A 26,794-nucleotide genomic window follows, 5' to 3' on the forward strand; every position below is an offset into this window, starting at 1 on the left:
TGCCTAGGAGACGCCGCCCGGCTCCCAGTCGGTGGCCGCAAGATGCTGATCCTCGACATCCCCCACCGCTTCGGCCAGACGCCGTTCGATCGCCTCCAGATCGGGGATCAGCGCTTCGGTGTTCGCCAGCCGCGTGCGCGCGAGAATCACCTCGTCATCATCCTCGCGCATCGGGGCCGGCCGCAGCGCAGCGGGATTGAGCAGCGTCAGCTGCGGCTTGCCCTGCAGCACAATCATGAACAGCCCGGCGTCCAGATGCGTCCCCAGGCTGTTGATCACCGCCACCCGCGTCCGCCGGGTACGGGCGGGCATCGGCTCGCCCAGAAGCGCCTCCAGGGACAGGACCGGCAGACGCTGCTCGCGCCAGTCGGCGAAGCCGAGCAGCCAGGCCGGCCCCTCGGTTTCCAGCGCCACGGCTTCCATGCCCAGCACCTCGGCCAGACCGGCCTTGGGCAGCAGCAGCCACGTGGAGGCCAGCGGCATCAGTTGGCCGTAGAGCGCGCGATCGGACTCAGCCATGGTCGTCCGCCTCCTCCTGTCGGCCCAGCACCGAGCGAATCTCGGCCAGCAGCTGTTCCTCCTGATAGGGCTTGGTGAGGAAGCGGTCCACGCCGATCTGTTCGGCCCGGCGCCGGTGCTTGTCGCCGCTGCGGGAGGTGATCATGACAATCGGCGTATGCCGGAGCGTCTGACTATTGCGCATGTAGGTCGCCAGTTCGAAGCCGTCGATCCTGGGCATCTCGATATCCAGCAGCACGGCATCGGGCGGATTCGCCTGCAACTGCGCCAGCGCGTCCATGCCGTCCTTGGCCAGCCCCACGCGGAAGCCCTGGCGGGTGAGGAACCGCTCGGATACCCGGCGGATGGTGATGGAGTCGTCCACCACCAGCACCAGCGGCCGGGCATCGGCGGCGGCCGTTGCCGACGCGGGCGGCCGGGGAACGGCTCGCGTCTGCGTCTGAACCAGGGCGGCCAGGTCCAGGATCACCATCACGGCACCATCGGCAAGTACCGTGGCACCGGCGATGCCCGGCACCGTAGCCACCTGCGGCCCTACCGGCTTGACCACGATCTCACGGCTGCCAATCATGCTGTGCGCCACGAATGCCGCCCGCCGTTCACCCGCCCGGGCCAGTATCACCGGCAGATTGACGGGCGCGTCTTCGCCCGGCGCCGCATCGGGCACGCCCAGCACCTCGGCCAGTTCCACCAGTCGATAGCGCTGTCCTGCGTACTCGAGGGTGGGCTCGCCCTCGGCCTTGGCAGCCCCCTTCAGTTCATCGCGGGACAGGCGGGTCACGCCCTCGATGCTGCCCATCGGCACCGCATAACGCTCCTCGCCGACACCCACGAACAGGGCCTGGCTGATGGCCAGACTCAACGGCAGGCGAATCGCGAACCGGGTGCCTCCCGATGCCCCCGCCGCCACCGTCAGACCGCCGCCGAGTTCGCGGATTTCGGCCGCCACCACGTCCAGGCCCACCCCGCGGCCGGCGGACTGAGTGAGCGTATCGGCCGTGGACACACCCGGCTGGAAGATCAGGCGGGCCGCCGCCTCGTCGGAGACTTCGTCACCCTCGGCCAGCAGGCCAAGCGTGCGGGCCCGGGCAACGATGGTGTCCAGATCCAGGCCACGACCGTCGTCACCGACCTCGATCACCAGCTGAGTGCCCTCGCGGAACAGAGTGATCTCGATGCGCCCGGCCGCCGGTTTGCCCGCCGCCTGTCGTGTCTCCGCGGGCTCGATGCCATGCACCACGGCATTGCGCAGCAGATGTTCGATGGGGGCGGTCATGCGCTCGAGCACGCTGCGGTCGAGTTCCTCGTCGCCGCCCCTGATGAACAGCTCCGCCGGCCTCTGGGTCTCATCGGCCACCTGGCGTACCAGCCGCTGCAGACGCTGTTCCTGCCGCGCGAACGGCACCATCAATGTACGCATCAGGCCCTGCTGCAAGCTGGTGTTCACCCGTGACTGCTGTACCAGCAGGACCTCGTCCTGCTCGACCAGGTCGGTGAGCGAGCCGTGCAGGCTCATCAGGTCCGCCGCGCTCTCGGAAAGGCTCCGGGAGTATTCGTGCAGGGCCGAGTAGCGATCCATTTCCAGCGGATCGAACTCGGTATCGTAGCGGTCACCGTCCTCGGCGTGGCGGGCCACGATCTGTGATTCGGTTTCCAGATCGAGCTTGCGTAGCTGATCCCGCAACCGGCGAGTGGTCTGGGCCATTTCCCGCAACTGGGCCTGGAGTTCGGTATTGCGCTGCTCCAGACGGGCCCGGTAGATGCTGATCTCGCCCGCCTGATTGAGCATGCCATCGAGATCGACCACCGGAATGCGGGCGGTGTCCGGCAGGCTGCTGTCCTCGGCCGGGGCCGTTTCGGGCGCCCAGAACAACCGTTCATCGAAGGCCGCGGCCGGTACTGGCGACGCCGGTTCGGTCGGCTCGATCGGCGCCGGCTCGGGCGCGATATCCGATTCGCCGGCGGCACGCAGCCTTGCCAGCACGGGCTCGGCCGACGGCGTCGGCTCGCCGCGCCGGATGCTGTCGAGCATCTGCCGCAGTGATTCCAGCGCAGTCTGCAGCGGCGGGATGGCCGACGGCGCCTGGCGGGTACGGCCGAGGCGATCCTCCAGCTCGTGGCTGATGTCGCCCACCGCCGTGATATGCGCCATGCGGGCGCTGCCCTTGAGCGTGTGCAGCAGGCGCATGATCTCGGCCGGCGCGCGGTGGCTGTCCGGCTGCACCTGCCAGCGGTCAATCTGGTAGGCCAGCCCCTCCAGCAGTTCGTCGGCCTCGCCCAGGAAAATGCCGGTCAGTTCCGATTCGGACAACTGATCCAGCGGCGCCTCCTCAAGCGGTTCGTCCGCCGGGGTCTGATCGAGCACCTCGGGTTCTTCCTGCGCCGGACCGGTGTCGGCCAGGGCCGCCAGGACCCGCTCGGGCGCCTCGGTCGTCTGATCGTGTGGGTCGGCGGCCTCGGCTTCGCCCGTATCCAGGAACGGCGTGTCGGTATCAAGCCCGGCCGGGGTCATCGCCCCGGCATCATCGGTGCTGGCGGCGTCCTCCGGCGTGCCCGGTTCCGGCACCAGCGACGCCAGGGCGTCCAGCAGCGGTTGCGGATCGGCGGAACGGTCACCGTGGCGGAAGCGATCGAGCATCGCGTAGAGCCCGTCGGCCACGCTGTCGAGCACATCCAGCGCCGGGGCGTCCGGCGCCGGCAGCTCGCCGCGCGCATAACGCTGCATGAGCTGCTCGAATTCCTGGGCCACCTGCCCCATGGTCCCGGCATCGGCGGTTCGCGCGCTGCCCTTGAGGGTATGGCAGCGCCCACGCAGACTTCTGGAGTAATGGCGATCGCCGGGGGACTCGCGCCAGTCCCGGAGGTCGGCCTCGATGGCGTCCACCAGATCGCAGGCCTCGTCGGTAAACACGATCATCAGCTCACGCGAATCCGAGGCATCCACGGCATCGGCGGGCAGGGCCCGGCGCGCCTGGTCGAGCCGGGCCAGCCAGCCGTCAATGTCGGTGTCGGCGATTTCGTCCCGATCGCCGACCAACAGGGATTCGATCAGCGTGACCGCGTCACCCAGCAGGGCCAGTGCCGGGGCCTCCAGCGGTGACTCGGCGGCACGGGCCGCATCCGCGAACTGTTCCAGCGGCGCCGCGATGCGCACGATCGCGTCTTCACGAACGGCCTCGGCGCTGCCCTTGAGGGTATGCAGGGCGCGAACCAGGTCATCGGGCACTCGCACCGGCGGCGTGGTGGCAGCGACCCCACGCAGAGCCTGCAGATGGCGTTTCGCATCCGCCCGGAAGATGCGCAGCAGCTCGGAGTCGCCGTCGGCCTCGCCATCCGTTGCGTCGCCGTCGCCGGTGATCGCCTGCGCCGCGCCAATCACCGGCGCCGCGGCCGTTGGCGGCTGGCCGGCCTTGAAATCCTCGATCAGGGTCGGCAACGCGGCCACCGCATCGTCCACCACCCGGCGGACCCGGGCGTCGATCCGGACCGCGCCCTCCAGGCAGCGGTTCAGCAGATGCTCGACCGCCCAGCCGAACTCGCCGATCTCCTCGGCCTGCACCATGCGGCCGCTGCCCTTGAGGGTATGAAACGCCCGGCGGATTTCCGCCAGCCGTTCGCTGTCGTCGAGATTGCCCGCCCACACCGGGACATCCCGCTGCAGGTTGACCAGCACCTCGCCAGCCTCTTCCAGGAAGATGTCGCGGATTTCGGGGTCCACGGCATCGGGGGTCGCGGGTTCCGCATCCTCGGCCGGGGGCGTTTCGCTGACCAGGGCCTCGGCCTGGTCAGGTGGCACCGCAAGTTGCGCCAGGTAACCGCGTGCCTGTTCGTAGAGCTGTGGCAGACGCTCGGGCTGCCCGGCAAGACCCTCCAGATAGTATTCGAGAGCCACGATGGCATCGGCCAGCGCGCGCACCCGGCTCGGATCGTCGCGCACGCCCAGCATGGCCCGGCTGCCCATGAACGCATTCAGACGGGCGGCCAAGTCGACGCCATCTTCCTCGGACAGGATGTGCAGACCGGCCTCGATCTCGCGCAGCAACCGCGCCGCCTCGGCGGCCAGTTCGACATCCCCGCTTTCCACGAACACCGGGACCAGGTCGCGGATGCGGACGATGTTGACCCGCGCTTCCCGGTAAATGGCGGACATGCCGTGGCTGACATCCTGCTGCGGTGCCGGCTGGGCGGCCGGAGCCGGTTCCTGACCGCGGTAAAGGTGCTGGAACAACGCGCTGTCGAGGCTCTGCTCGACATTGAGCAGCGCCAGGGCCACATCCATCCACGCAGCGTGCTCGCGCTCGCCCCGCTCGTGCAGGCCGGTGACCGCATCCGCCTGGTTACGGACCACCCGCATGAGCATGTCCAGACCCAGCATGGCCAGGGTGTCGGCCACCCGCCGGATGGTGGCGACGGTGTCCTGCATGTCCACACTGGCCCGGTCGCCGGCGCGCAGCACCAGGTCAATGGCATTCTTGACGCTGTCGATATCCTCGCGGATTTCCGCCGCCAGCTTGTTGACCAGCCCGGTATTCGGGCCGCGCAGACGGGCCCGCATGCGCGAGAGTTGTTCGGGATCAGGCAGCAGCGTCGCCAAGCCATAAGCCTCGCGCAGGGCCGCCACCCGCGGGCCCTCGGTGCGGGCACGACCGGCGAAATAGACCAGGCCGTAGACCAGTGCGTCCGGGACTTCGCCCAGCGCGCGGTCGCCATTCACCGCGGCCGCCTTGAGCTGCTGGCCAACCCGCCCGAGCAACCGCTTGATTTCCAGTTCGCACTCCAGCCCGTCGGCCGCAATGGCTTCGATTACCGCTGTGGCGGCCTCGAACAGCCGCTGGCCACGCTGGTCGGCCACGGTATCGGCCATGTCGGCCGCGATCTGTTCCAGACGCCCCAGCGTCTCCGCGGTGGCGTCGTCGCGCAGCAGCCCCAGCAACGCCGCCTGAAACGGCCCCAGATGCTGCCGGGCGCGGGCCTGACCGGCATTATCGGCACGCCCTTCGATCAGGCCCGGCCGGCTGTCGACCGGCTCGCAGAGCTGAGCGTAATGGGCGAACAGCGCGCTTTCGGCAATCACCCCGGCACCGCGGGCGACCCGCAGTTCGTTGATCAGCGGCAGAAAGACCAGCGCGTTGTCGGTTTCACCATTATGCAGAGCATCCAGGTAGTCGGTGAGCTGGACCGTGGCGCCCAGCAGCGCCTCGAAGGCCCGTTCCGGCGCCGCTTCCAGATCGCCGAGCAGATCGTGAACGGCGGCGCGCATTTCCTCGGCAAACACCGCGCCGCCCTCGCAAAGAACCATGCGCAGGGTGCCGCGGATCTGATGCAGTTCGACCAGCGCCCGCTGCAGCGGGAGCGGATTGTCCGGAGCGTCGAGGAAGGTTTCGACGAACGAGCGCACGCGTTCGAGGCTGTGCTCCAGCTCGGCGTGGACCCAGTGGAGCCCCCCGGAAGTGATTTGTTTGACCTGCGCCAACTGTGACGCTCGCTATTCCGCCCGTTCGGGAAGCGTAAAGCCGCTTACCGACGCCCGCAACTTGGCCCCGAGTTCGGCGAGCCGGGCGATGGCGCGCCCAGTGGCCTGGGTCCCGGAGGCAGTCTGTTCCGTGATCTCGCGTATCGAGGTCATCGTTTCGGACACCTCGGCGGCCTCCCGGGTCTGCCGTTCGGTCTGGCTGGTGATACCACGCACCAGTTCGTTGGTCTGGCGCGACACGCGTTCGATCTCCTCCAGCGCTCCACCGGCGTTTTCGGCCAGCTGGGCCCCGCTGACCACGCCGGAGGTGGATTTCTCCATCGAGATCACGGCCTCGTTGGTATCCGCCTGAATGGTGCGCACCAGCGCCTCGATCTGGCGGGTGGCGCCGGCGGAGCGTTCGGCCAGCCGCTGGACCTCGTCGGCCACCACCGCGAAACCACGCCCGGCCTCGCCGGCCATCGCCGCCTGGATCGAGGCGTTGAGGGCCAGGGTGTTGGTCTGCTCCGCGATGTCGTTGATCAGTTCGACGATGTCACCGATCTCCTGGGACGACTCGCCCAGCCGCTTGATCCGCTTGGCGGTTTCCTGGATCTGATCACGAATGCTGCCCATGCCGTCGATGGTGCGGCGCACCGCCTCGCCGCCATTGTGGGCCACCGTGACAGACCGCTCGGTCACGTCGGCAGCGCTGCGGGCGTCGCGCGATACCGTCTGGATCGAGGTCACCATCTTCTGGATGGTTTCGGTGGCGGACAGGATCTGGCGGGTCTGGGTCTGACTGGCACTGGTCAGATGCTTGGCCGTGGCCAGCGAGTCCTCGGAAGCGTCGGCCATCTGCTCGGCAGTATCGTTGATGGTGCTGACCAGTTCGCGCAGCGCCTCGATGGTGTAGTTGACCGAGTCGGCAATGGCCCCGGTAACGTCCTCGGTGACGGTGGCTTCCAGAGTGAGGTCACCTTCGGCCAGGGCACTCATTTCATCCAACAGGCGGAGAATGGCTTCCTGGTCGCGCTTGTAGCGCTGCTCACGCTGAGCGTTGTCCTCGGCATCGTGGGTCTCCCCGGCCGACAGACCCAGGCCCACACCGATCAGGGCCAGCAGGGCCAAGCCCCCGATCAGCCACACTAGCCCGGTGGACAGAATCAGTCCTGGCAGCGGTTCGGGCCGCCCAGCGGCTGCCGCCTGCTGGTTGAGCAGCGCCAGCGTCAGCCCTGCCACGCAGAAGGCCGCAATCCCCACACATATCCACAGCAGGGTGCGACCCTGGCGGCTGGCGAACAATGCATTCAGATTCGGCACCCGTATTCCCCCAAGTTGTTTGTTGATGCGGCCACCGGTTCATTCACATGCCCGCGTCGCGGAACGACGGGTCGGCGGCCACGGCCCGCAGCGACAGCACCAGCCAGGCCATGCCCTCGCGCACAAAGGCGCCGAGCAGGAACGGCCGGGCATCCTGATCACGGGCATGGTCGGCCAGCTCATGACGCTGATCGGCGGGCGCAAAGCGGCGAAAGCCCGCCACCGACTCCACCAGAAAACCGGCAGTCAGTTTTTCGTCGTTGAGCAGTATCATGCGATTCGTCGGTTGACGCGGGGTCTGGCCACGGCCCAGCAACGCCCCCAGATCGACTACCGGCACCAGATCACCCCGCACGTTGGCCAACCCCAGCAGCCAGGTCCGGGCGCCGGGCACCCGCGCCAGCAGCGGCACCTCCAGCACTTCGCGGACATCACCCTGCGGTGCCAGGAACCGGTCGCCGTCCAGCGTGAAACCGAGTCCGGTCCATTCAGCCTGGACCGCGGTCAACCCGTGACGCTCCCCGCTGGCCTCGATACGGTCTTCCAGCGCCGCCAGCAGTTCGAAGGGTTGATCCCGCAGGTGGGCCAGCGATGCGATCATGGCATTCAGGCGCCGGAAGCAGGGGTGCCCAGCAGGCCGGCCACCACGCGGTTGAGCTGCGCGGCGTGCACCGGCTTGACCAGATACTCGGATGCCCCCTGACGCAGCCCCCAGATGCGGTCGGTTTCCTGGTCCTTGCCGCTGATGATGACGATGGGAATATGCGCGGTGGCGGGATCGCGGGCCAGCTTGCGCGTTCCCTGGAACCCGCTCATGCCCTGGAACACCACATCCATGAGTATCACGTCGGGCTGCGTCTCGCGGGCCACATCGAGGCTGTCGCTGGCGGAATCGGACACCGACACCTGGTGGCCTTCCTCCTCCAGCGCCGACCGCATCGCGTGGATGTCGGTGGGCGAGTCGTCAACAATCAGTACATGCGCCATACGGCGGGCTCCCTCGGTGCCATGGGATTCAGATCAGGGCCTCGATGGCCTCGAAGAGTTCGTCGCGGGTAAAGGGCTTGGTCAGGTAGCGATCGGAGCCAACGATACGGCCCCTTGCCCGATCGAACAGACCATCCTTGCTGGTCAGCATCACCACGGGCGTGTCGCGGAAGCGCGGGTTGTTCTTGATCAGGGCACAGGCCTGATACCCGTCCAGCCGCGGCATCATCACGTCGACGAAGATCACCTGCGGGTGATGGTCGGCGATCTTGGCCAGCGCCTCGAACCCGTCCACCGCGGTGATCACCTCGCACCCGCGCCGGGACAGCAGGGTCTCGGCGGTCCGGCGGATGGTCTTGCTGTCGTCGATGACCATGACCTTGATACCGGCCATGTCCCTGGTTGCCCCCTGCACTGCTACCACCAGTCACTACCTCGTATGGACACCGGACCCCAGGCACCGTTGAACGACACCCAAACTTGCGGGAATTAGTAGCACATTCGCGAACCGGGAGCCTAGCGGCGGCACCGAACCGCTGGCCGACGCGGTGGTTGCGCTACCATGGCGGCCGATAACCGGAACAGCCGTGATCGATGGCGATGATGGCCGGCGCGAGGGACAGGACCAATGGCGTTGCGACTGGGCGTAGTGATGGATCCAATCGACTCGATCACTCCCTACAAGGACACCACGCTGGCACTGCTGCTGGAGGCGCAGTCACGCGGCTGGCCGATCCACTACATGACGCTGGCGGATGTATTCATCCAGGATGGAGTGGCCTACGGCCACGGGCATGCGCTGACCGTGCGTGACGACAATCACGACTGGCATGACCTCGGCGAGGCAACCACCCTGCCGCTGGCCGATCTCGACGCCATCCTGATGCGCAAGGATCCGCCCTTCGACACCGAATACATCTACACCACCTACATTCTCGAACGGGCCCAGGCCGCCGGCTGCCTGATCGTAAACCGGCCCTCAGCGCTGCGCGACGTCAACGAGAAAATGGCGATCACCGCTTTTCCCGACCTGTGCGCCCCGACGATGGTCACGCGATCGGCCGCCGCCGTGCGCCAGTTTCTGGATGAACAAGGCGAGATCGTGCTCAAGCCGCTGGACGGCATGGGCGGCTCACGCATCTTCCGGGTCGGGCGCGGCGACCCCAATCTGAGCGTCATTCTCGAGGTGCTCACTGAACACGGCACCCGCTTCGCCATGGCCCAGGCCTATCTGCCGGCGATCAGTGCCGGCGACAAACGCATCCTCATGATCGATGGCCAGCCCGTGCCCTACAGCCTGGCCCGCATTCCCGCCGCCGGGGAATCACGCGGCAATCTCGCCGCCGGCGGGCGCGGTGAAGGCATGCCGCTGACCGACGGGGAACGGCGGATCTGTGACGCGGTGGCACCGATGCTACGTGAACGGGGCCTGCTGTTCGTCGGTCTCGACGTGATCGGCGACCGGCTCACCGAGATCAACGTCACCAGCCCCACCTGCATGCGCGAGCTACAGGCCCTGTATCCCATCAACATCGCCGGGCAACTGCTGGATGCGGTGGCCGACCGCATCGGTTGACGCCCCGCCCGGCCCGCGTCCAGGCCTGCTGCCCGCGCTGGGCCTGGCCGCGGTCGTGCACGGGCTGCTGCTGTTCGCGTTCGGCCTGCCGGAACCGGATCGGCGCACCCGGACACTGACGGTGACGCTGAGCGTTGCGCCCACCACCGCGGCGTCTCCGGCCGAAACCCGCGCCGAAAACGACCAGAGCGGGCGCGACCGGCAATCCCGCCGGCCCGCGGCACAGTCGGCCGGCCACGACCAGGCCGACAGCGAGGGACCGGATCGCACGGCCGGGCGCGGGCAGGAACGCGCCACACCGGTGCTCACGCGATCCGCACCCGGCGCCGGCACCGCGGCGGCCACCGGCCGGATTCAGCAGGGCGGCGCCGCCCTCGCCGGCCAGAACGAGCCCGGCGAGACGTCGGATCCGAAGGTGCGGACCGCCCGGGCCGATGCCCGCGCCTCCTACCTGGCCACCTGGAAACAGCGCATCGAAGCCCGCGGCAGCGCGCGATTCCCGCCGGAGGCACGCCACCGCCGGGACGCCGCGCTCACCATGGAGGTCTGGCTTGCGCCGGACGGCCGGCTGCGCGACGCGCGCATCCGGCACAGCTCCGATGATCCGGCCCTGGACGCCGCGGCACTTGAGATCCTGGAGGCCGCCGGCCCCTTCGAACCGCCCCCGGCCGCCACCGCCGGCCAGCAACAAGAGGGCCTTCGCTTCGCCTACGTCTGGCGGTTTCTGGCACCGGCGGACGCCGAATGATCGCCGCCGCTGTTGCGGTGGGACTCGCCGGTTACCGATAATGCCGGCATGAGCAGCAGCTACCTCAACAGTCAGTTCCTGGTGGCCATGCCCAACGTGGTCGCCGGCGACTTCGATCACACCGTGACCTTCCTGTGCGAACACAATGACGACGGTGCCATGGGTCTGGTCATCAACCGGCCCACCGATCTGGATCTGGGCGACATGCTCGGCCACATGGGCATCGACCACGATGGCCTTTCCGAACCCGGCCCGGTGTTCTGGGGCGGCCCGGTCCAGCCCGAACGGGGCTTCGTACTGCACCGCCCGAGCGGCGACTGGGAAGCCACGCTCACCATCGACAACGTGATTTCCGTGACTACCTCCAAGGATATCCTGGAGGCCATCGGCCAGGGCCGGGGCCCGGAGGAGTATCTGGTAACGCTGGGCTACGCCGGCTGGGGCGGTGGCCAGCTGGAACAGGAAATCCTGCACAACAGCTGGCTGAACACGCCCGCCGACACCGCCATCATCTTCGGTACCCCGGCCACCGATCGCTGGTCGGCCGCCGCGCGCCTGCTCGGGGTGGACCCGGCCCTGCTGTCGGGCCATGCCGGGCATGCCTGAGGGCAGCGGCGATGTGGTGCTCGGCTTCGATTTCGGCACCCGTCGCATCGGCGTGGCGGTCGGCAGTTCGCTGTCGGGCCGGGCCCAGGCGCTGACCACCCTGCACCACCAGGATGGCCCGGACTGGCAGGCGATCACGCGGCTGGTGGCCGAATGGCGGCCGAACGCGCTGGTGGTGGGCCTGCCGCTGATGGAGGACGGCCGCGAACAGCCGATCACCGGCCACGCCCGCGATTTCATGGCCTCGCTGGGCAAGCATTTCGATCTGCCGGTTCACGCCACCGACGAACGCTTTTCCTCGACCGAGGCCGAAGCCCGGCTGCGCACCGCCCGATCCACCGGCGCCCGCCGGCGGCGGCTGCGCAAGGGGGATTCGGACGCCATGGCGGCCCAGGTGATCCTGGAAACCTGGCTGGCCGAGCACGCCCTGTGAGCGCCGCCGACCGCCAGGTCACCGAAGGCATCGACCGGCTCTGCCAGGCGATCTCTGGCGACCTGTCCGGGCCGCCGGTGGTGGTAGGCATTCACACCGGCGGCGTCTGGCTGGCGCAGGCCCTGCGCGACCGACTGTGGCCACAGGCCCCGCTGTCGCGGCTCAACATCAGCTTTCACCGCGACGATTTCGCGCGCATCGGCCTGCACCCGCAGGTCGGCGCCTCGGACATGCAAGAGGATGTCGAGGGGCGCACGCTACTGCTGGTGGACGACGTGCTGCACACCGGCCGCACCGTGCGCGCGGCGATGAACGAGCTGTTCGACTTCGGCCGGCCGGCCGCCATCCGGCTGGCAGTGCTGGTGGACCGGGGCGGGCGCGAACTGCCCATCGCCGCCGATTACACCGGCCTGCAGCGTGATGTGGCGCCGGATCAGCAGATCAAGCTGGAAGGGCCGGAACCGCTGACCCTGGTTTTGCGATGAACACAACGACGGTACCCCAGGTGGATACGCAGGGCCGTTTGCGGCACCTGCTGACCGTGGATGGTCTGCCAGCGGACCTGATACGGGAGATTCTCGACCGCACCGCCACGTTCCTGCCCGACCCCGGCGCGCCGCCCCGCAAGGTACCGCTACTGCGTGGTTCCACCGTGGTCAACCTGTTCTTCGAACCCTCGACCCGCACCCGCACCACCTTCGAACTGGCGGCCAAGCGACTGTCCGCGGATGTACTCACCCTGCAGATGGAACACTCATCGAAGACCAAGGGCGAGCACGATCTGGACACCCTGTTCACGATGCAGGCCATGGGTGCCAACATCTTCGTGATACGCCATCCGAACAACGGCGCGGCTGCCTATTTCGCCGAACACGCGGCGCCGGATGTGGCCATTCTCAACGCCGGGGACGGCAGCCACGCCCATCCCACCCAGGCGCTGCTGGACATGTTCACCATCCGCCGCCACAAGCCCGAATTCGCGGGACTACGGGTGGCCATCGTCGGCGACATCCGCCACTCGCGCGTGGCCCATTCCGACATCGCCGCTCTCCGTGCCCTGGGCGTGACCGACATTCGCGTGGTGGCCCCGCCGCCGCTGCTGCCCGAAGACCCGGCGGCATTGCAGATTCGCGCCTGCTCGAACCTCGCAGAGGGCGTGGACGACGCGGATGTGGTCATCGCCCTGCGCATCCAGCACGAGCGCATGCAGCAGGCACTGGACATGTCACCGGCCGAATACCGGCGCGACTTCGGCCTGATCGCCGACAACCTGACCGGGTTGAAGCCGGACGCGCTGATCCTGCACCCGGGCCCGATCAACCGCGGCGTGGAGATCGATCCGGACATCGCCTACGGCCCACAGTCCGTGGTGCTGGAACAGGTCCGCAACGGCATCGCCGTGCGCATGGCGGTGATGGCGATGATTGCGGGGGCCCGATCCGGCGCCTGATCGGCTTGCAACAGCCGCCAATGCAACCCATCGGCGTCACTGCCGCTGGATTTCGTTTGCTAGCGAAATCAAAACGATAGGTCTGGCCTCCTCGAAGATCACGGTCGCCCCCTTTCGGCGCACGCTGCCATCAGGGCAATATGGAACGGGACCCGAGACGGAGGACGCCATGAAACCGCTTCTCGCTTTTCTGGCCGGCGCAGCCATTGCCGGCACCACCACGCTTGCAACAGCGAAGGATCCGATCTTCCAGGAGGCCGACGACCGACCGCGATCCGGCTCGGAAAGCGCCGAACGTGACCGTCGCCCCGACGGCGTCGTCGGCGAGCAAACGCAGCGCCAGGAACGACGCGTCAACGATCGATTGAACCGCGAAACCGATAAGGCCGTGGACGGCCTTCTGGACGGTCTGTTCGACTAGTCACCAACCCCGGGCCGCGGCCCACCCATCTACGGGAGGCACCATGCCCCGATTCTCAGCCATTGTTCTTCTGTCCCTGTCCACAGCGGCCAGCGCCGGCGGCACGGCCAAGGTCGAAGTCACCGGCGACAACGCCGCCGGTGGCACCATGACGATGCGCTGGCAGGACGCCGACAATGTTCGCATCGACCCCCCTAACCAGCCGGCCTATATGCTGCTGCGTGACGGCAAGGCCTACACCGTGATGTCCAGCGGCGGTCGGACCATGGTGATGGACCTGGCATCCATATCGAACATGCCGGGCGGCGGCCCCGGCGGTATGGGCAATCCCGGCATGAGCGGATCATCAGCCATCAGCCATGCGACTGCGGTCACCGAACTCGACGCAACTGGCCGGTCGGAGACCATCGCCGGTATTGAAGGGCAGATCTATACCGTTGCCTGGACCGACGCGAACGGCGAAAGCCACAGCGGCGAGGCAGTACTCAGCGACCATCCGGCGGTGGTGGAAATGAGTCAGGCCTTCGGTGGTTTCATCGAAGCCATGGCGACGGTCAACAGCAACAAGTCGCCGGGAGATGCCATCAGCGAAAAGCTCGCCGCCGAGGGCCTGGGCGTCCTGCGTTTCGAAAACCAGTTCCGGCTGGCCGAGATTTCCGACGAAACACCGTCCGCCGGCACGTTCGAGTTGCCCGCCAAACCCATGAATCTGCAGGACATGATGAAAGGCATGCAGCCCTCGCAGTGATCGCGCGCGGTGGCCCGGACCGCCGTCAACGCGGGCTTACCCCGGCGCTGTTGCTGACCCCGCTGTTGCTCACTAGCTGGGCTACATCGTCACCGGCGGACCGCCTCGAGACACAGCGAGCGGAACCCGTCGCCGCAGCGGTCCAGCCGTCCTGGTGGCAGGTACCGGACTGGTCGGCAGAACTCGGCCTCGAGGCCCGCCATTTCCCGGACGAGCCGGCCGACGACCGGCAGTTCGACGGTGTCAACCTTTCGGCCTCGATGGCCCCGTCGATGGTGCTCGACTGGGACAACCGCGATCAGCGCATCAGCGTGGAGCTGTTCGGCCGGGTGGACCAGCATGACTCGGCCCGCACGCATGCCGATGTCCGCGAAGCCCTGTACCGCTATACCGCACGCAGCCACGAATGGCGGATCGGCTGGGGTCGGGTTTTCTGGGGCGCGACGGAATGGGCCAACATCGTCGATATCGTCAATCAGCGGGATTTCGTGGAGGATCCGGGCGGGGCCGCCCGGCTGGGCCAGCCCATGGTTAACCTGAGTCTGTTTCTCGGGGCCGGCACGCTCGATATCTACCTGTTACCGGGATTCCGTGAACGCACGTTTCCGGACACCGACGGCCGCCCGCGGCCGCTGTTGCCGGTCGATGACGACGCTTCGCGCTTCGAAAGCCACGCCGGTGATAATCACGTGGATCTGGCGCTGCGCTACCGGCACAATCTCCGCGGCTGGGATGTGGGCGTCTCCTATTTCCGCGGCACCGCGCGCGATCCGCGCTTCGACATCGGTTTCGACGCCTGCACCGCCGAGGTCGAGTTGCTGCCGGTCACCGGCGGCCTACTCCCGCCGGTCGCGGTGGATTGTGCCCAGGACGACATCCCCACCCCGCCGGCTGACGAACTGCTGTTCGGCGAGGTGGCGATCACCGTCGACAACCCCGTGTTCGTGCCGGTCTACGATCAGATCGATCGCATCGGGCTGGATGTCCAGGGCCAGCGCGGCCGAACGTTGTGGAAACTCGAGGCCATCCACGAGTGGTCGCGCGCCGGCGACTTCCACGCACTGGTCGGGGGACTGGAGTACAGCTTCTACGACCTTGGCGGATCGGGCATGGACCTCGGCGTGATCGCGGAATACCTGTACGACAGCCGCGGCCGGATCGATCCGGCCCTGGCCCGGGCAGCCGCGGCACTGGGCCGGCGCGATCGTCTGACGTTCGCGAATATCGACCGGGCCCAGGCGTTTCGCGATTCCCTCGGTACGCAGCGGGCCGCCCCCTTCAACAACGATGTCTTCGTCGGGACCAGGCTGTCGGTGAACGACCTGCCGTCGACCACCTTCCTGGCCGGGGCGATCGTGGACACGGAAACCGGCGCCGTGCTGGGCAGCCTGGAGGCCAGCCGGCGCCTGGGCAGCCGGATGCGGTTGTCGGCCATCGCACGGGTATTCGCCAATCTCCCGGTGACCGACCCGGCCTTCGGATTCCGGCGGGATGACTATCTGCAGGTGCGGTTGACGCGGTTCTTTTAGGGACCCTACGGTCGATCAAGCCTAGGCAATTGGCTAGACGATGGGTGGCTCGTCCGTATCGCCGGCGGTCTCGGCGTCCGGGTCATGGGCGCTCTGGAAGGCCTCCACGCGATCCGCCACGGCCCGGGCCCCCTGCACCCGGGCCACGTGGTAGAGGGCGTCGCCGGCATGGGCCAGCGGCAGGTTGGAGCGGCCGATGACAATGCCGGCATGGTCGGCCTGGACCTCAACCTCCTGTTCGCCGAACGGGTCGGCAACCAGCGCCAGCGGCTGGCCCTTGGTGACCCGGGCGCCCAGATCCACCAGCGAACGCAGGATACCGGACTCCGGCGCCCGGACCCAGTTGGAGTCCAGGGCAATCACCGGCGTGGCCGGCGCCTTGCGGCGCCCGCGCCGGGCCAGCATGCCCAGCTGCCGGAGCACGCCGGTGATGCCGCGCACCCCCGCGCGGATGCAGAACTCGTCGAAACGCAGGGCTTCGCCGGCTTCGTAGAGCAGCATCGGCACCCCCTGGCTGGCGGCGTACTCGCGCAGCGAGCCCTCGCGCAAACCGGCATTGACCATCAACGGGCAGCCGAAAGCCTCCGACAGCAGCCGGGTCTGCTCATCGTCCAGGTTGGCGCGGATCTGCGGCAGATTGGGTCGATGCACCGCACCGGTGTGCAGGTCGATGGCGTAATCGGCCTGGGCCAGGATCTCGGTGACGAAGACATGCGCCAGCCGGGCGGCCACCGAGCCGTGTTCGGAACCGGGAAAGCAGCGGTTGAGATCGCGCCGATCCGGCAGGTAGCGGGAGTGCCGCAGGAAGCCGTGGACGTTGACGATGGGCACGGCAATCAGCGTGCCGGCCAGATTGCGCATGGCCGGCAGCCGCAGCAGCCGGCGGATGATTTCCACCCCGTTGAGTTCGTCGCCGTGGATCGCTGCCGACACGCATACCGTGGGCCCGGGCCGGCGCCCGCGGATCACGTGCACCGGCATGGTCAGGGTGGCGTGGGTGTAGAGATCGGCCACCGGCAGGTCAATGGTGGTGCGGGTGGCGGGGGGCACGGACGTACCACCGATGACGATCTCGGGTGTGCCGTTCGACATCCGTTTCCTGTTTTCTGTTTCGTGTTTCATGCCTTTCCGTCCATCAGGCCCGGACCTGGCTTCCCCACGAAACCTGAAACCCGAAACATGAAACGGCGCCGCAAAGCGGTGCTATCCCCCACCCCGCGTGCGTGTTTTCCCGAGACGCGCATTCTTTTCGATGAAGCTGATGATCTGTCCGGCCACGTCCTTGCCGGTAGCGGCCTCGATGCCTTCCAGTCCCGGCGAGGAGTTCACTTCCATCACCACCGGCCCGTGGTTGGAACGCAGCAGATCGACGCCCGACACGTTCAGGCCCATGATGCGGGCCGCCCGCACCGCGGTGGAGCGCTCTTCCGGGGTGATGCGGATGGGCGTGGCCACGCCGCCGCGGTGGATGTTGGAGCGGAACTCCCCATCCTTGGCCTGGCGCTTCATCGCCGCCACCACCTTGTCGCCGATCACGAAACAGCGGATGTCGGCGCCCTTGGCCTCCTTGATGAATTCCTGCAGAAGAAAGTGGGCGTCCAGGCCGCGAAAGGCATCAATCACCGATTCCGCCGCCTTGCGGGTCTCGGCCAGCACCACGCCCTTGCCCTGCGTACCCTCGGTGAGCTTGATCACGAACGGCGGCCGGCCGACCAGATCCAGCAGATCATCGGTATCATCGGGAGAGTGGGCGAAACCGGTCACCGGCACGCCAATGCCCTTGCGGGACAGCAACTGCATCGAACGCAGCTTGTCCCGGGACCGGGAGATGGCCACCGATTCATTGAGCGGATAGACGCCGATCATCTCGAACTGGCGCAGCACCGCGGTCCCGTAGAAGGTCACCGAGGCGCCGATGCGCGGAATGATGGCGTCGCCGCCCTCCAGCTTGCGTCCCTTGTAGTGGATTTCCGGGGCATGCGGCACGATATTCATGTAGCAGCGCAGCGGATCGATCACGAACACCTCGTGATCGCGCGCCTCACAGGCCTCCACCAGTCGTCGGGTGGAATAAAGCCGACGATTTCGCGACAGAATCGTGATTTGCATGCCGATTACCGGTTACCAGTCAGAAACGAGGCGTTGGGATCGACGGCGAGGTGCCGCATCGCGGTGCGCCCCAACAGCATACGAAAAAGCATCGTGTCACGCGCGGTGAGCGTCAGTTCGATGGGCCAGGTCCGTTCCGCGACGGTGATCGGCGTGACAATGACCAGCCGCCATTCGCGATGCCCGCCGGAGTCGGCCACCCGCCGTTCGTCGACCACCTCGGCGTCGCACCAGGCTTCCGTGCGGTTGTCGCGCTGCAGCGGGTGAACGCCGAAACGGACCCGCCGGGTCCCCCGGTCAGCATACGGTTCGACCGAAAACGCGTGCAGCGCGGACGTGCGCGCCCCCGTATCCACCTTCGCCTTGATCCGGTCGATGCTCAACGCCGGCAACGCGACCCACTCGCGCCAGCCGACGACACAGCGCTCGGGCGCGGCGCGAATGCGTGACTCCGTCATGATCCAGAAGCGCGAGAGGCTAACACAGGCAGGCAACCCACCAGTTCAACCGGCATCGAAGGCAATCCGGTTTTCCAGGTTGTCACGGGAATCGGCGTGGTCCAGCGCCACTTCCCGGTCGATGCGGCCGCTCTGGTACAACTCGAACAGAGAATCGTCGAAAGTCCGCATACCCTTGCCCTGGGCGGTGTCGGTCATGGCCTCGCGCACCGCGTCGATCCGGCCCTTCAGGATCAGATCGGCCACGTAGGGGGTGTTGACCAGAATTTCCATCGCCGCGATCCGCTTGCCATCCCGCCCGCGTACCAGACGCTGGGACACGATCGCACGCAGGTTCAAAGACAGATCCATGAACAACTGTTCGCGCTGTTCCTCGGCAAACAGGCTGATGATGCGCTGCAGAGTCTGATAGGCATTGTTGGCATGCAGCGTGGACAGTGCCAGGTGTCCAGTGCCGGCCAGCTGGATGCAGGCCTCCACCGTATCTCGGTCGCGCACCTCGCCGATCAGCACCACGTCCGGCGCCTCGCGCATGGCCGAGCGCAGGGCGTTGGCGTAGGAGCGGGTATCCGGCCCGATCTCACGCTGGTTGACGATGGCCCGGCGATGCGGGTGATGAAATTCCACCGGATCCTCGATGGTGAGGATATGCCCCGACTGGTTGGCGTTGCGATGGTTGATCATGGCCGCCAGGGTGGTGGACTTGCCCGAGCCCGTTGCCCCCACGCACAGAACCAGACCGCGGCGCGTCATCGCCAGGTCGGTCAGGATGGGCGGCATGTCGAGATCGGCCAGTTCCGGCACCTTGCCCACGTTTCGCAGCACCATTGCGACCGAACCGCGCTGACGGAACACGTTGACCCGGAAGCGCCCGACGTTGCGATAGCGGATGGCGAAATCCACCTCCCGCAGCGACCGGAACAGCGCCTGCTGCTCGGGCGTCATGATGGCGTTGGCGAAGGCCTCGATGCGCTCCGGGGCGAGTGCCTGCCCGGCACCGCCGGTGACCGGATGCGTCTGCCCCTCGATGCGCAGCATGATCGGCGCATTGCTGGTGAAGTAGATATCCGAAGCCCCGCGATCAATGGCCAGGGCCAGATACGGGGCGATATCGTCGGTCGGACGACCGGCGGCCTGCTGCGATTCCGAAGTCATGTCTGCCTCTAGCGCCGGAACAGCCCCGTCTGCTCGGGTTGGTCCTCGGCCACGCTCATCTTGTTGACGGTTTCATCCGCGGACAGATCCTCGCGCCCGCGGGTGCTGTTGAGCTTGATGTTCAGGCGCAGTTCGTTCTGCGAATCGGCATTGCGCAGCGCCTCGGCATAACTGATCACGCCGCTTTCGAACAGGTCGAACAGGAACTGATCGAACGTGATCATGCCCTGCTCGATGGAGCGGTGCATGATCTCCTTGATGCCGTTGACCTCGCCCTTGAAGATCAGATCCGCGATCAACGGCGTATTGAGCATGATCTCCATGGCGGCCACCCGGCCGCCGCTCTCGCGCCGGACCAGTCGCTGCGACACGATGGCACGCAGGTTCAGCGACAGGTCCATGAGTACCTGCTCGCGCTTCTCCTCGGGGAAGAAATTGATGATGCGGTCGAGCGCCTGGTTGGCACTGTTGGCATGTAGCGTCGACAGCACCAGATGTCCGGTCTCGGCGAACTGGATGGCATATTCCATGGTTTCGCGGGTGCGGATCTCGCCGATCAGGATCACATCCGGCGCCTGGCGCAGGGTGTTCTTGAGGGCATTGTCCCAGTTATCGGTATCCACCCCGACCTCGCGCTGGGTGACCAGGCAGCGCCCGTGCGGATGCACGTACTCGATCGGGTCCTCGATGCTGATGATGTGGCCGGCGGTATTCGCGTTGCGGTGGCCGATCATCGCTGCCAGCGAGGTGGACTTGCCCGAGCCGGTGGCGCCCACGAACAGGGCCAGACCGCGCTTTGACATCACCACGTCCTTGAGGGTCGCCGGCAGATCAAGGTCCTCGAAGGTGGGAATCTCGGTATTGATGGTGCGCAGTACCGCTCCCACCCGACCCTGCTGCACGAAGGCCGAGACCCGGAAACGCCCCACCTTGGGGCTGATGGCGAACTGGCATTCCTTGGTGGCGTCGAATTCCTTGGCTTGGCGATCATTCATGACCGCCCGCACCACTAGTGCCGCGTTCTCGTGCGACAGCGGCTTGTCCGTCACCGGCGTGAGTTCGCCATCCACCTTGATTGCCGGCGGAAACCCCGCGGTGAGAAACAGGTCGGAGCCGCCGCGGCTGGTCAACAGTCGCAGCAGTTCCATGACCATCTTGAGTGCCTGTTCGCGATCCATCTCGAGGCCTCCCGCCTAAAACTGGTCCTTATTCTGGGCCCGCCGACGCGCCTCCTCGCGCGTCACCTCGCCCTTGCGCACCAGATCCAGCAGGCACTGATCCAGCGTCTGCATGCCCTGCCCCTGCCCGGTCTGGATGGACGAATACATCTGCGCCACCTTGTTCTCCCGGATCAGGTTCCGGATGGCCGGTGTACCGAGCATGATCTCGTGGGCGGCCACCCGTCCACCGCCGCGCTTCTTGAGCAGGCTCTGGGAGATCACCGCCCGCAGGGATTCGGACAGCATGGCCCGGATCATATCCTTCTCTGCGGCGGGAAACACATCGATGATGCGGTCCACGGTCTTGGCCGCCGAGCTGGTGTGCAGGGTGCCGAGCACCAGATGACCGGTCTCCGCGGCGGTCAGGGCCAGGCGGATGGTCTCGAGATCCCGCAGCTCGCCCACCAGGATGCAGTCCGGGTCCTCGCGCAGGGCGGATCGCAGCGCCTCGTTGAACCCCAGGGTATCGCGGTGCACCTCGCGCTGGTTGACCAGGCACTTCTTGGACTCGTGCACGAACTCGATCGGGTCTTCGACGGTGAGGATATGCGCCAGCTCATTCTCGTTCTTGTGATTGACCATCGCGGCCAGGGTGGTTGACTTGCCCGAGCCGGTCGGCCCGGTCACCAGAACAATGCCGCGGGGATAGTCGGCGATGTCCTCGAAGATTTTCGGCGCCCGTAGATCCTCGAGTGTGAGCACCTCCGAGGGGATGGTCCGGAACACCGCGCCGGCGCCACGATTCTGGTTGAACGCATTGACGCGGAAGCGCGCCAGGCCCGGAATCTCGAACGAGAAATCGGTTTCCAGAAATTCCTCGAACGCCTTGCGCTGCTTGTCGTTCATGATGTCGTAGACGAGATCGAACACCTCCTTGTGTTCCATCGCCGGCAGATTGATCCGGCGCATGTCGCCGTCGACACGAATCATCGGCGGCAGACCCGCCGACAGGTGCAGGTCCGACGCGTTCTGCTTGACCGAAAACGCCAGTAGCTGGGAAATATCCATGCGGTTTGTCGCTAAACCCTTATAATTCCGTGGCTTTTGATGGCTAACCTAGCGGGTAAACTCCGACGCGGCAATATGCAGGAACTGATACAACGTCTCGGCGCCGTCCGGGCCTCCATCGATGACGCCGCCCGGCGGGCGCAGCGCGACCCAGCGGCCATTCGTCTGGTGGCAGTCAGCAAGACCCGCACCGAGGGCGAGATTGCCGCCGCGGCCCAGGCCGGCCAGCGGGACTTCGGCGAAAACTACCTGCAGGAAGCCCTGCCCAAGATCGAGGCACTGCTCGAACACAACCTCGTCTGGCACTTTATCGGCCCGATCCAGTCGAACAAGACCCGCGACATTGCCACCCATTTCGACTGGGTGCACTCGGTGTCGCGGCTCAAGATCGCGCGGCGACTGTCCGACCAGCGGCCCGATGGCGCCCCGCCGCTCAACATCTGCCTGCAGGTGAACATCGACGGTGAGGACAGCAAAGCGGGCGTTGCACCGGCGGAAACCCTCGAGCTGGCTCGCGAGATCGCCAGCCTGCCCCGCCTGACCCTGCGCGGCCTGATGGCGATTCCGGCCCCAGCCGACAATGCCGCCCGACAGGCGGCCCCGTTCGCCGCCCTGCGCCGGCTGACAGAGGATTGCCGCCATCACGGTCTCACCATGGATACCCTGTCGATGGGGATGTCCGGCGATCTGGACGCGGCGGTGGCCGAAGGCAGTACCATGGTGCGTGTAGGCACCGCGATCTTCGGACCGCGACCGGTCAAGACAGGGGAAACGCACTGATGGATCAGGACGCACTCAAACGACAGGCGGCGGAAACCGCTTACCAGCATGTTCGCGAGGGCGAATGGCTGGGCGTGGGCACCGGTTCCACCGTCAACCACTTCATCGATGTACTGGCCGAACGCCAGCCGTCGCTACAGGGTTGCGTATCCAGTTCGGAGGCCACCACCGAGCGGCTGAAGGCCGCCGGTTTCGAGGTGGTTGAACTCAATACCGCGGGTGATCTGCCCCTGTATGTCGACGGCGCCGACGAGGTTAATGCGCATCTAGAACTGATCAAGGGCGGCGGCGGCGCCCTGACGCGGGAAAAGATCATTGCCGGCGCCAGCCGCCACTTCATCTGCATGGTGGACGAGTCCAAGCAGGTGGAACTGCTCGGGCGCTTCCCGCTGCCGGTGGAGGTCATCCCGATGGCCCGCAGCTTCGTGGCGCGCCAGCTGGTGAAGATGGGCGGCAAACCCGAGCTGCGCGAGAATTTCACAACCGACAACGGCAATCCGGTTCTGGACGTTCACAACCTCGAGATTCTCAATCCGATCGAGATGGAGGACCGCATCAATGCGATTCCCGGGGTCGTGACCGTGGGATTGTTCGCGCGCCGTCCTGCCGATACCCTGATCGTGGCCGCCGCCGGCGGCGTGGAGACGCGAACCCGATGAGCAGCATCCCCGATCCGGAAACCGACCTGCCGGCCGAACAGGACCGGGGCGACGTGGTGCTGGCCGCTGGCTGTTTCTGGTGTGTCGAAGCGGTATTCCAGGCCCTGGCCGGGGTCACGGACGTCACTTCCGGCTACGCCGGGGGCGACGCCGAGACCGCCAATTATCAGGCCGTGTGTACCGGCCGCACCGGCCATGCCGAAGTCATCCGCGTACGCTACGACCCGGCAGTGGTCAGCTTCGGCACCCTGCTGAAGGTGTTCTTCGGCGTCGCCCACGACCCCACCCAGCTGAACCGCCAGGGTAACGACCTCGGTCCCCAGTACCGTTCGGCCGTGTTCGTCGCCGATGATCAGCAGCGTCAGGTGGCCGAGGCCTACATCGCGCAGCTGGATCGAAGCGGAGTGTTCGGCGCCCCAATCGCCACCAGGATCGAGTCGCTGACAGCCTTCCACGAGGCCGAGGCATACCACCAGGATTTCGCGATCAACAACCCGAGCCAGCCCTATGTCTGCATGGTGGCCCAGCCCAAGCTGGACAAGCTGGCACGGCAGTTTCCGGATCAGCTAGCCGGGGATTGATCAGCTCGCGGCGGGCAGCCGCAGCCGGGCCGACAAACCGCCCGACGACGAGGGCCCGAGCGCCAACGATCCGCCGTACAGGTCGGCCAGGTCCAGCACGATGGATAATCCCAGACCCGATCCCGGCACCGACTCGTCCAGGCGCCGGCCGCGGTGCAGGACGTTGTCCCGCGCCTCGGGCGCCAACCCGGGCCCGTCATCCTCGATCCGGATTTCCAGTTGCCCGTCCTGGCTGACGGCCGTCACGGTCACTTGCTGCGACGCCCATTTGCAGGCGTTTTCCATCAGATTGCCCAGCATCTGCTCCAGATCCTGTGACTCGCCCCGGAACGCCAGTTCCGGCATGGACGACACGTCGATCCGTTGCTCGCGAAACAGCCGGGACAGAGTTCGTTGCAGACGCGTGAGCACCGGCGACAGCGAGGTCCGGGCGTCGGGACGGTTAATGGCGGCAATGCGGGCATGGGCCAGGTGCCAGTCGATATCGCGCTGCATCTCGTCGGTGACCTGCTGCAGGCGGCCGGCCAGCGCCGTCTGGCCATGACGGCGCTGCTGATGAGCCTCGTTGCTCAGCACCGACAACGGTGTCTTAAGCGCATGCGCCAGATTGCCGGCACGACTGCGGGCCCGCTCGATCAGGGTCTGGTTGTCGCGCAGCACCGCGTTCATGTCGGTCACGAGTGGCGCAACCTCGCTGGGATACTCGCCGGCCAGGGTACTGGCGCTACCCCGCCGTATGGCGATCAGTTCATCGCGCAGCCGGCGCAACGGCCTAAGCCCCAGACGAACCTGCAGCACGGCCGCCAGCACCAGGCCGAGCGCCAGCGCCCCGAACCCCGCGGTCAGGACCAGACCGAAACGATGCATGACGGCCTCGACATCATCCAGATCGCTGGCGACGGTCAACCGCACCGTTCCCTCGAGCCGCGGCAGGGTCACCTGTCGCGTGAGAGCCAGTAACGACTGGCCGCGCGGACCCGAAAGATAGACCGATCCGGCATCGCCACCCACCGGCGCGCCTGGCGGCAGCGCCTGATCCCACAATGACCGGGACCGGGCGACCACCCCGTCATCGCGCGCCACCTGCCAGTAGTGGCCGGAAAACACCCGCTGGTAAAGCGGGTCACTGAGCTCCCGCTCGATCGCGAGACGCCCGCCGGGCTGCGCCGCCGACGCCGCAAGCAGCTGATCGAGATCGGCACTCAGACGCTGACGTAGCTGCGCTTCCATCTGATCACGAGCGGTGTAGAGCAACAGCAGTTCGGTCAGCACCAGCGCCAGCAGACCCCAGATGGCGGCCCCGAGCAGAAGCCTTCCCTGGAGCGATCGGGGGGTCAGGCGCACGGCTCGCCGACGCGGTATCCGAGGCCCCGCTCGGTGACAATGAATGCGTCACCGAGCTTGGTGCGGAGCCGGCGGATGAACACTTCCACCGTATTGGAGTCGCGATCGTAATCCTGCGCGTAGATATGCTCGATCAGCTCGGTGCGCGAAACCACTGCGCCCGCGTGATGCATCAAATAGGACAGCACGCGGTATTCATGACCGGTCAGTTTGACCGGGGCGCCGTCAAGGCTGACCCGCGCGGTTCGTGTATCCAGACTCACACCGCTAATCTCGAGCACGGCGCTGGCCGCGCCGCTGGCGCGGCGAAGAAGCGCCCGCAGCCGCGCCAGCAGTTCCTCCATCCGGAACGGCTTGGCCAGATAATCGTCGGCGCCGGCGTCCATCCCCGCCACCTTTTCATGCCAGGCATCGCGGGCGGTGAGAATCAGCACCGGCATGGCGACCTCCTCGGCCCGCCAGCGGCGCAACACGCTCAAGCCATCCAGCTGCGGCAAACCAAGGTCGAGCACCACCGCATCGCAGGCCTCGGTACTGCCAACGAAATGCGCCAGTTCGCCGTCAGCCACCGTATCCACGGCGTAACCCGCCTCCTCCAGCGCGGCCTGCAACTGGTCACGCAGGCGCGCCTCGTCCTCGACCACCAGAATCCGCATAGAACCTAGTCGGGCGTGCCGGGCGGGACGCATTTCAGCGCTGCCAGGTCCCGTCCCTCGGCTTCGAGCAAGGCCAGGCTGCTGGCGTCGTATTCCAGCTCGGCGACGTCACCATGCGGCCCCACCAACGTGATCTCGTAGGACCAGCGGTTGTCATCTTCGTCCAGTTCCACCTCCACCATGTCGCCGCGACAATCCGTCTCCACGCGTACCAGTAGCTCGGTGAGGGGACGAATTTTGCCCGCTTCGAGCGCCGCACGGGCTTCGCGCTGGTCGTCGGCAACCGCCGGCATGCCGGCAAGCAACACGCACATCAATGAAAGAATCAATCGCGTCATGGGCGCTTTATAGCACCTGCGGCGATTAACAGCGGATTAACAGCCGGTTCATCATTGGTTCAATCGCACCGCGTCAGGATAGCTGCTCTTCACCCAGATAGAGGTAATGACGATGCGATTAATCGATGCTCTCTCCGCCGCCAGCCTGTTCGCCATCGCCGGGATGGCCATGGCGCAGAACACGGCTCCCAGCAACGACATGAGCATGATCGAAGTGCTCCAGAGTCTGGAAGCCGAGGGTTACAGCGCGTTCGAGGATATCGACCGCGAGCACAACCATTACGACGTGACCGCAACGGATGCCAATGGCGTCCGGGTCGAGCTGGAAGTCGACCTGCAGAACGCCGAGGTGTTGCGCAGCGAACGCGAGGATTGATCGCTTAAGGCGACGCTGAGGCGAGACACGAAGGCCGGGACAGCCCGATCGGGTTGTCACGGCTTTTTTGTGACCGGCCTGCCGGGAGACGTCGAGTCCTTTCTCCGTTTCTGGGGCTTCGAATTACCCTCCTGATCAAACAGAAAACCCGCCTTGCGGGCGGGTCTTTTGTTTGGCTGGAGGAGAGGGATTGCAGTGCACTGGCGTGCACTGCCCTTCGGGCTCGCTTCGCTCGCGTCCCGATCGCCTGCGGCGATCGTGATCGAACTCCTTGTTTGTTGGTGGGGGTTCGAATGACTCCATCAATCCAAACAAAAA

General features: G+C 66.5%; 27 protein-coding genes and 1 pseudogene. 13 read left to right on the forward strand and 15 right to left on the reverse strand.

Annotation, left to right across the window (positions count from 1 at the left end):
- Positions 1-3: 3 nt before the first annotated feature.
- The 6 genes and pseudogenes from RM532_RS04375 to pilG all read right to left on the reverse strand — a co-directional run bounded on the left by RM532_RS04375 (position 4) and on the right by pilG (position 8,675).
- Complete coding sequence (locus RM532_RS04375; RefSeq protein WP_311651940.1) at positions 4-519, reverse strand: chemotaxis protein CheW; 516 nt, start codon at positions 517-519, stop codon at positions 4-6.
- Complete coding sequence (locus RM532_RS04380) at positions 512-5,992, reverse strand: hybrid sensor histidine kinase/response regulator (RefSeq protein ID WP_311651941.1); 5,481 nt, start codon at positions 5,990-5,992, stop codon at positions 512-514. The genes RM532_RS04375 and RM532_RS04380 overlap by 8 nt, the downstream gene beginning before the upstream one ends.
- Before the next feature lie 12 nt (positions 5,993-6,004).
- Positions 6,005-7,006 (reverse strand): annotated as a pseudogene (locus RM532_RS04385) (methyl-accepting chemotaxis protein); the annotation flags it as partial.
- 331 nt (positions 7,007-7,337) lie between these two features.
- Entirely contained in the window at positions 7,338-7,895 is a 558-nt protein-coding gene (locus RM532_RS04390) for a chemotaxis protein CheW (protein WP_311651943.1), read from the reverse strand.
- Positions 7,896-7,900: 5 nt separating this feature from the next.
- Entirely contained in the window at positions 7,901-8,281 is a 381-nt protein-coding gene (locus tag RM532_RS04395) for a response regulator (RefSeq protein ID WP_311651944.1), read from the reverse strand.
- 28 nt (positions 8,282-8,309) lie between these two features.
- Positions 8,310-8,675, reverse strand: coding sequence for a twitching motility response regulator PilG (gene pilG / locus RM532_RS04400; protein WP_311651945.1), 366 nt, complete (start codon positions 8,673-8,675; stop codon positions 8,310-8,312).
- Positions 8,676-8,909: 234 nt separating this feature from the next.
- Between pilG and gshB the strand changes: the two genes are divergently transcribed.
- From gshB to RM532_RS04445, 9 genes are all read left to right on the forward strand, one after another.
- On the forward strand, positions 8,910-9,857 hold the full coding sequence (gene gshB, locus RM532_RS04405; protein ID WP_311651946.1) for a glutathione synthase: 948 nt from the start codon (positions 8,910-8,912) through the stop codon (positions 9,855-9,857).
- Positions 9,832-10,605: a TonB family protein gene (locus RM532_RS04410; RefSeq protein ID WP_311651947.1), complete on the forward strand. Its 774-nt coding sequence runs from the start codon at positions 9,832-9,834 to the stop codon at positions 10,603-10,605. The genes gshB and RM532_RS04410 overlap by 26 nt, the downstream gene beginning before the upstream one ends.
- A 48-nt stretch (positions 10,606-10,653) precedes the next feature.
- The gene (locus RM532_RS04415) at positions 10,654-11,211 is read left to right on the forward strand and encodes a YqgE/AlgH family protein (protein WP_311651948.1); all 558 of its coding nucleotides are present in this window, start codon (positions 10,654-10,656) and stop codon (positions 11,209-11,211) included.
- Positions 11,204-11,644 carry a Holliday junction resolvase RuvX gene (ruvX, locus tag RM532_RS04420; RefSeq protein ID WP_311651949.1) on the forward strand — a complete coding sequence of 147 codons (441 nt, stop codon included), beginning with the start codon at positions 11,204-11,206 and terminating at the stop codon, positions 11,642-11,644. The genes RM532_RS04415 and ruvX overlap by 8 nt, the downstream gene beginning before the upstream one ends.
- 29 nt (positions 11,645-11,673) lie before the next feature.
- On the forward strand, positions 11,674-12,129 hold the full coding sequence (gene pyrR, locus RM532_RS04425) for a bifunctional pyr operon transcriptional regulator/uracil phosphoribosyltransferase PyrR (RefSeq protein ID WP_349255265.1): 456 nt from the start codon (positions 11,674-11,676) through the stop codon (positions 12,127-12,129).
- Positions 12,126-13,094: an aspartate carbamoyltransferase catalytic subunit gene (locus RM532_RS04430; protein WP_311651951.1), complete on the forward strand. Its 969-nt coding sequence runs from the start codon at positions 12,126-12,128 to the stop codon at positions 13,092-13,094. The genes pyrR and RM532_RS04430 overlap by 4 nt, the downstream gene beginning before the upstream one ends.
- A 169-nt stretch (positions 13,095-13,263) precedes the next feature.
- The gene (locus tag RM532_RS04435; RefSeq protein ID WP_311651952.1) at positions 13,264-13,515 is read left to right on the forward strand and encodes a hypothetical protein; all 252 of its coding nucleotides are present in this window, start codon (positions 13,264-13,266) and stop codon (positions 13,513-13,515) included.
- Between the two features lie 43 nt (positions 13,516-13,558).
- The gene (locus RM532_RS04440; RefSeq protein WP_311651953.1) at positions 13,559-14,263 is read left to right on the forward strand and encodes a hypothetical protein; all 705 of its coding nucleotides are present in this window, start codon (positions 13,559-13,561) and stop codon (positions 14,261-14,263) included.
- Positions 14,260-15,792 carry a hypothetical protein gene (locus RM532_RS04445; protein ID WP_311651955.1) on the forward strand — a complete coding sequence of 511 codons (1,533 nt, stop codon included), beginning with the start codon at positions 14,260-14,262 and terminating at the stop codon, positions 15,790-15,792. Before RM532_RS04440 ends, RM532_RS04445 begins: the two co-directional genes overlap by 4 nt.
- 33 nt (positions 15,793-15,825) lie before the next feature.
- Here the strand turns inward: RM532_RS04445 and RM532_RS04450 are convergent, their stop codons facing one another.
- The 6 genes from RM532_RS04450 to RM532_RS04475 all read right to left on the reverse strand — a co-directional run bounded on the left by RM532_RS04450 (position 15,826) and on the right by RM532_RS04475 (position 21,742).
- Entirely contained in the window at positions 15,826-16,914 is a 1,089-nt protein-coding gene (locus tag RM532_RS04450; RefSeq protein ID WP_311651956.1) for a succinylglutamate desuccinylase/aspartoacylase family protein, read from the reverse strand.
- Between the two features lie 81 nt (positions 16,915-16,995).
- Positions 16,996-17,901: a 30S ribosomal protein S6--L-glutamate ligase gene (gene rimK, locus RM532_RS04455; protein ID WP_311651957.1), complete on the reverse strand. Its 906-nt coding sequence runs from the start codon at positions 17,899-17,901 to the stop codon at positions 16,996-16,998.
- A 5-nt stretch (positions 17,902-17,906) separates the two neighbouring features.
- A complete protein-coding gene (locus tag RM532_RS04460; protein WP_311651958.1) occupies positions 17,907-18,359 on the reverse strand; it encodes an ATP-dependent zinc protease family protein in 453 nt (150 codons plus the stop codon).
- Between the two features lie 45 nt (positions 18,360-18,404).
- On the reverse strand, positions 18,405-19,514 hold the full coding sequence (locus tag RM532_RS04465; RefSeq protein WP_311651959.1) for a PilT/PilU family type 4a pilus ATPase: 1,110 nt from the start codon (positions 19,512-19,514) through the stop codon (positions 18,405-18,407).
- 8 nt (positions 19,515-19,522) lie between these two features.
- On the reverse strand, positions 19,523-20,692 hold the full coding sequence (locus tag RM532_RS04470; protein ID WP_311651960.1) for a PilT/PilU family type 4a pilus ATPase: 1,170 nt from the start codon (positions 20,690-20,692) through the stop codon (positions 19,523-19,525).
- A 15-nt stretch (positions 20,693-20,707) separates the two neighbouring features.
- Positions 20,708-21,742 (reverse strand): type IV pilus twitching motility protein PilT, encoded by a 1,035-nt coding sequence (locus RM532_RS04475; protein ID WP_311651961.1) that lies wholly within the window; start codon positions 21,740-21,742, stop codon positions 20,708-20,710.
- A 75-nt stretch (positions 21,743-21,817) separates the two neighbouring features.
- On the opposite strand from RM532_RS04475, the gene RM532_RS04480 reads away from it, so the two are divergent.
- From RM532_RS04480 to msrA, 3 genes are read left to right on the forward strand one after another with little or no spacing between them, the layout of a single operon-like run.
- Positions 21,818-22,522, forward strand: coding sequence for a YggS family pyridoxal phosphate-dependent enzyme (locus RM532_RS04480; RefSeq protein WP_311651962.1), 705 nt, complete (start codon positions 21,818-21,820; stop codon positions 22,520-22,522).
- Positions 22,522-23,181, forward strand: coding sequence for a ribose-5-phosphate isomerase RpiA (gene rpiA / locus RM532_RS04485; RefSeq protein ID WP_311651963.1), 660 nt, complete (start codon positions 22,522-22,524; stop codon positions 23,179-23,181). Before RM532_RS04480 ends, rpiA begins: the two co-directional genes overlap by 1 nt.
- A complete protein-coding gene (gene msrA / locus RM532_RS04490) occupies positions 23,178-23,762 on the forward strand; it encodes a peptide-methionine (S)-S-oxide reductase MsrA (RefSeq protein WP_311651964.1) in 585 nt (194 codons plus the stop codon). Before rpiA ends, msrA begins: the two co-directional genes overlap by 4 nt.
- Here msrA and RM532_RS04495 read toward each other — a convergent pair whose 3' ends face one another.
- Genes RM532_RS04495 through RM532_RS04505 form a run of 3 tightly spaced genes read right to left on the reverse strand, consistent with a single transcriptional unit; the run spans position 23,763 to position 26,100 of the window.
- The gene (locus RM532_RS04495) at positions 23,763-25,106 is read right to left on the reverse strand and encodes a sensor histidine kinase (protein ID WP_311651965.1); all 1,344 of its coding nucleotides are present in this window, start codon (positions 25,104-25,106) and stop codon (positions 23,763-23,765) included.
- Positions 25,097-25,762: a response regulator transcription factor gene (locus RM532_RS04500; protein ID WP_311651966.1), complete on the reverse strand. Its 666-nt coding sequence runs from the start codon at positions 25,760-25,762 to the stop codon at positions 25,097-25,099. Before RM532_RS04500 ends, RM532_RS04495 begins: the two co-directional genes overlap by 10 nt.
- A 5-nt stretch (positions 25,763-25,767) precedes the next feature.
- Positions 25,768-26,100, reverse strand: a complete 333-nt coding sequence (locus tag RM532_RS04505) for a PepSY domain-containing protein (RefSeq protein ID WP_311651967.1) — start codon at positions 26,098-26,100, stop codon at positions 25,768-25,770.
- Between the two features lie 112 nt (positions 26,101-26,212).
- Between RM532_RS04505 and RM532_RS04510 the strand changes: the two genes are divergently transcribed.
- Entirely contained in the window at positions 26,213-26,476 is a 264-nt protein-coding gene (locus RM532_RS04510; protein ID WP_311651968.1) for a PepSY domain-containing protein, read from the forward strand.
- Positions 26,477-26,794 lie beyond the last annotated feature (318 nt).

It is taken from the genome of Spectribacter hydrogenoxidans, assembly GCF_031846275.1.
Taxonomy (GTDB): Bacteria; Pseudomonadota; Gammaproteobacteria; order Nevskiales; family Salinisphaeraceae; genus Spectribacter; species Spectribacter hydrogenoxidans.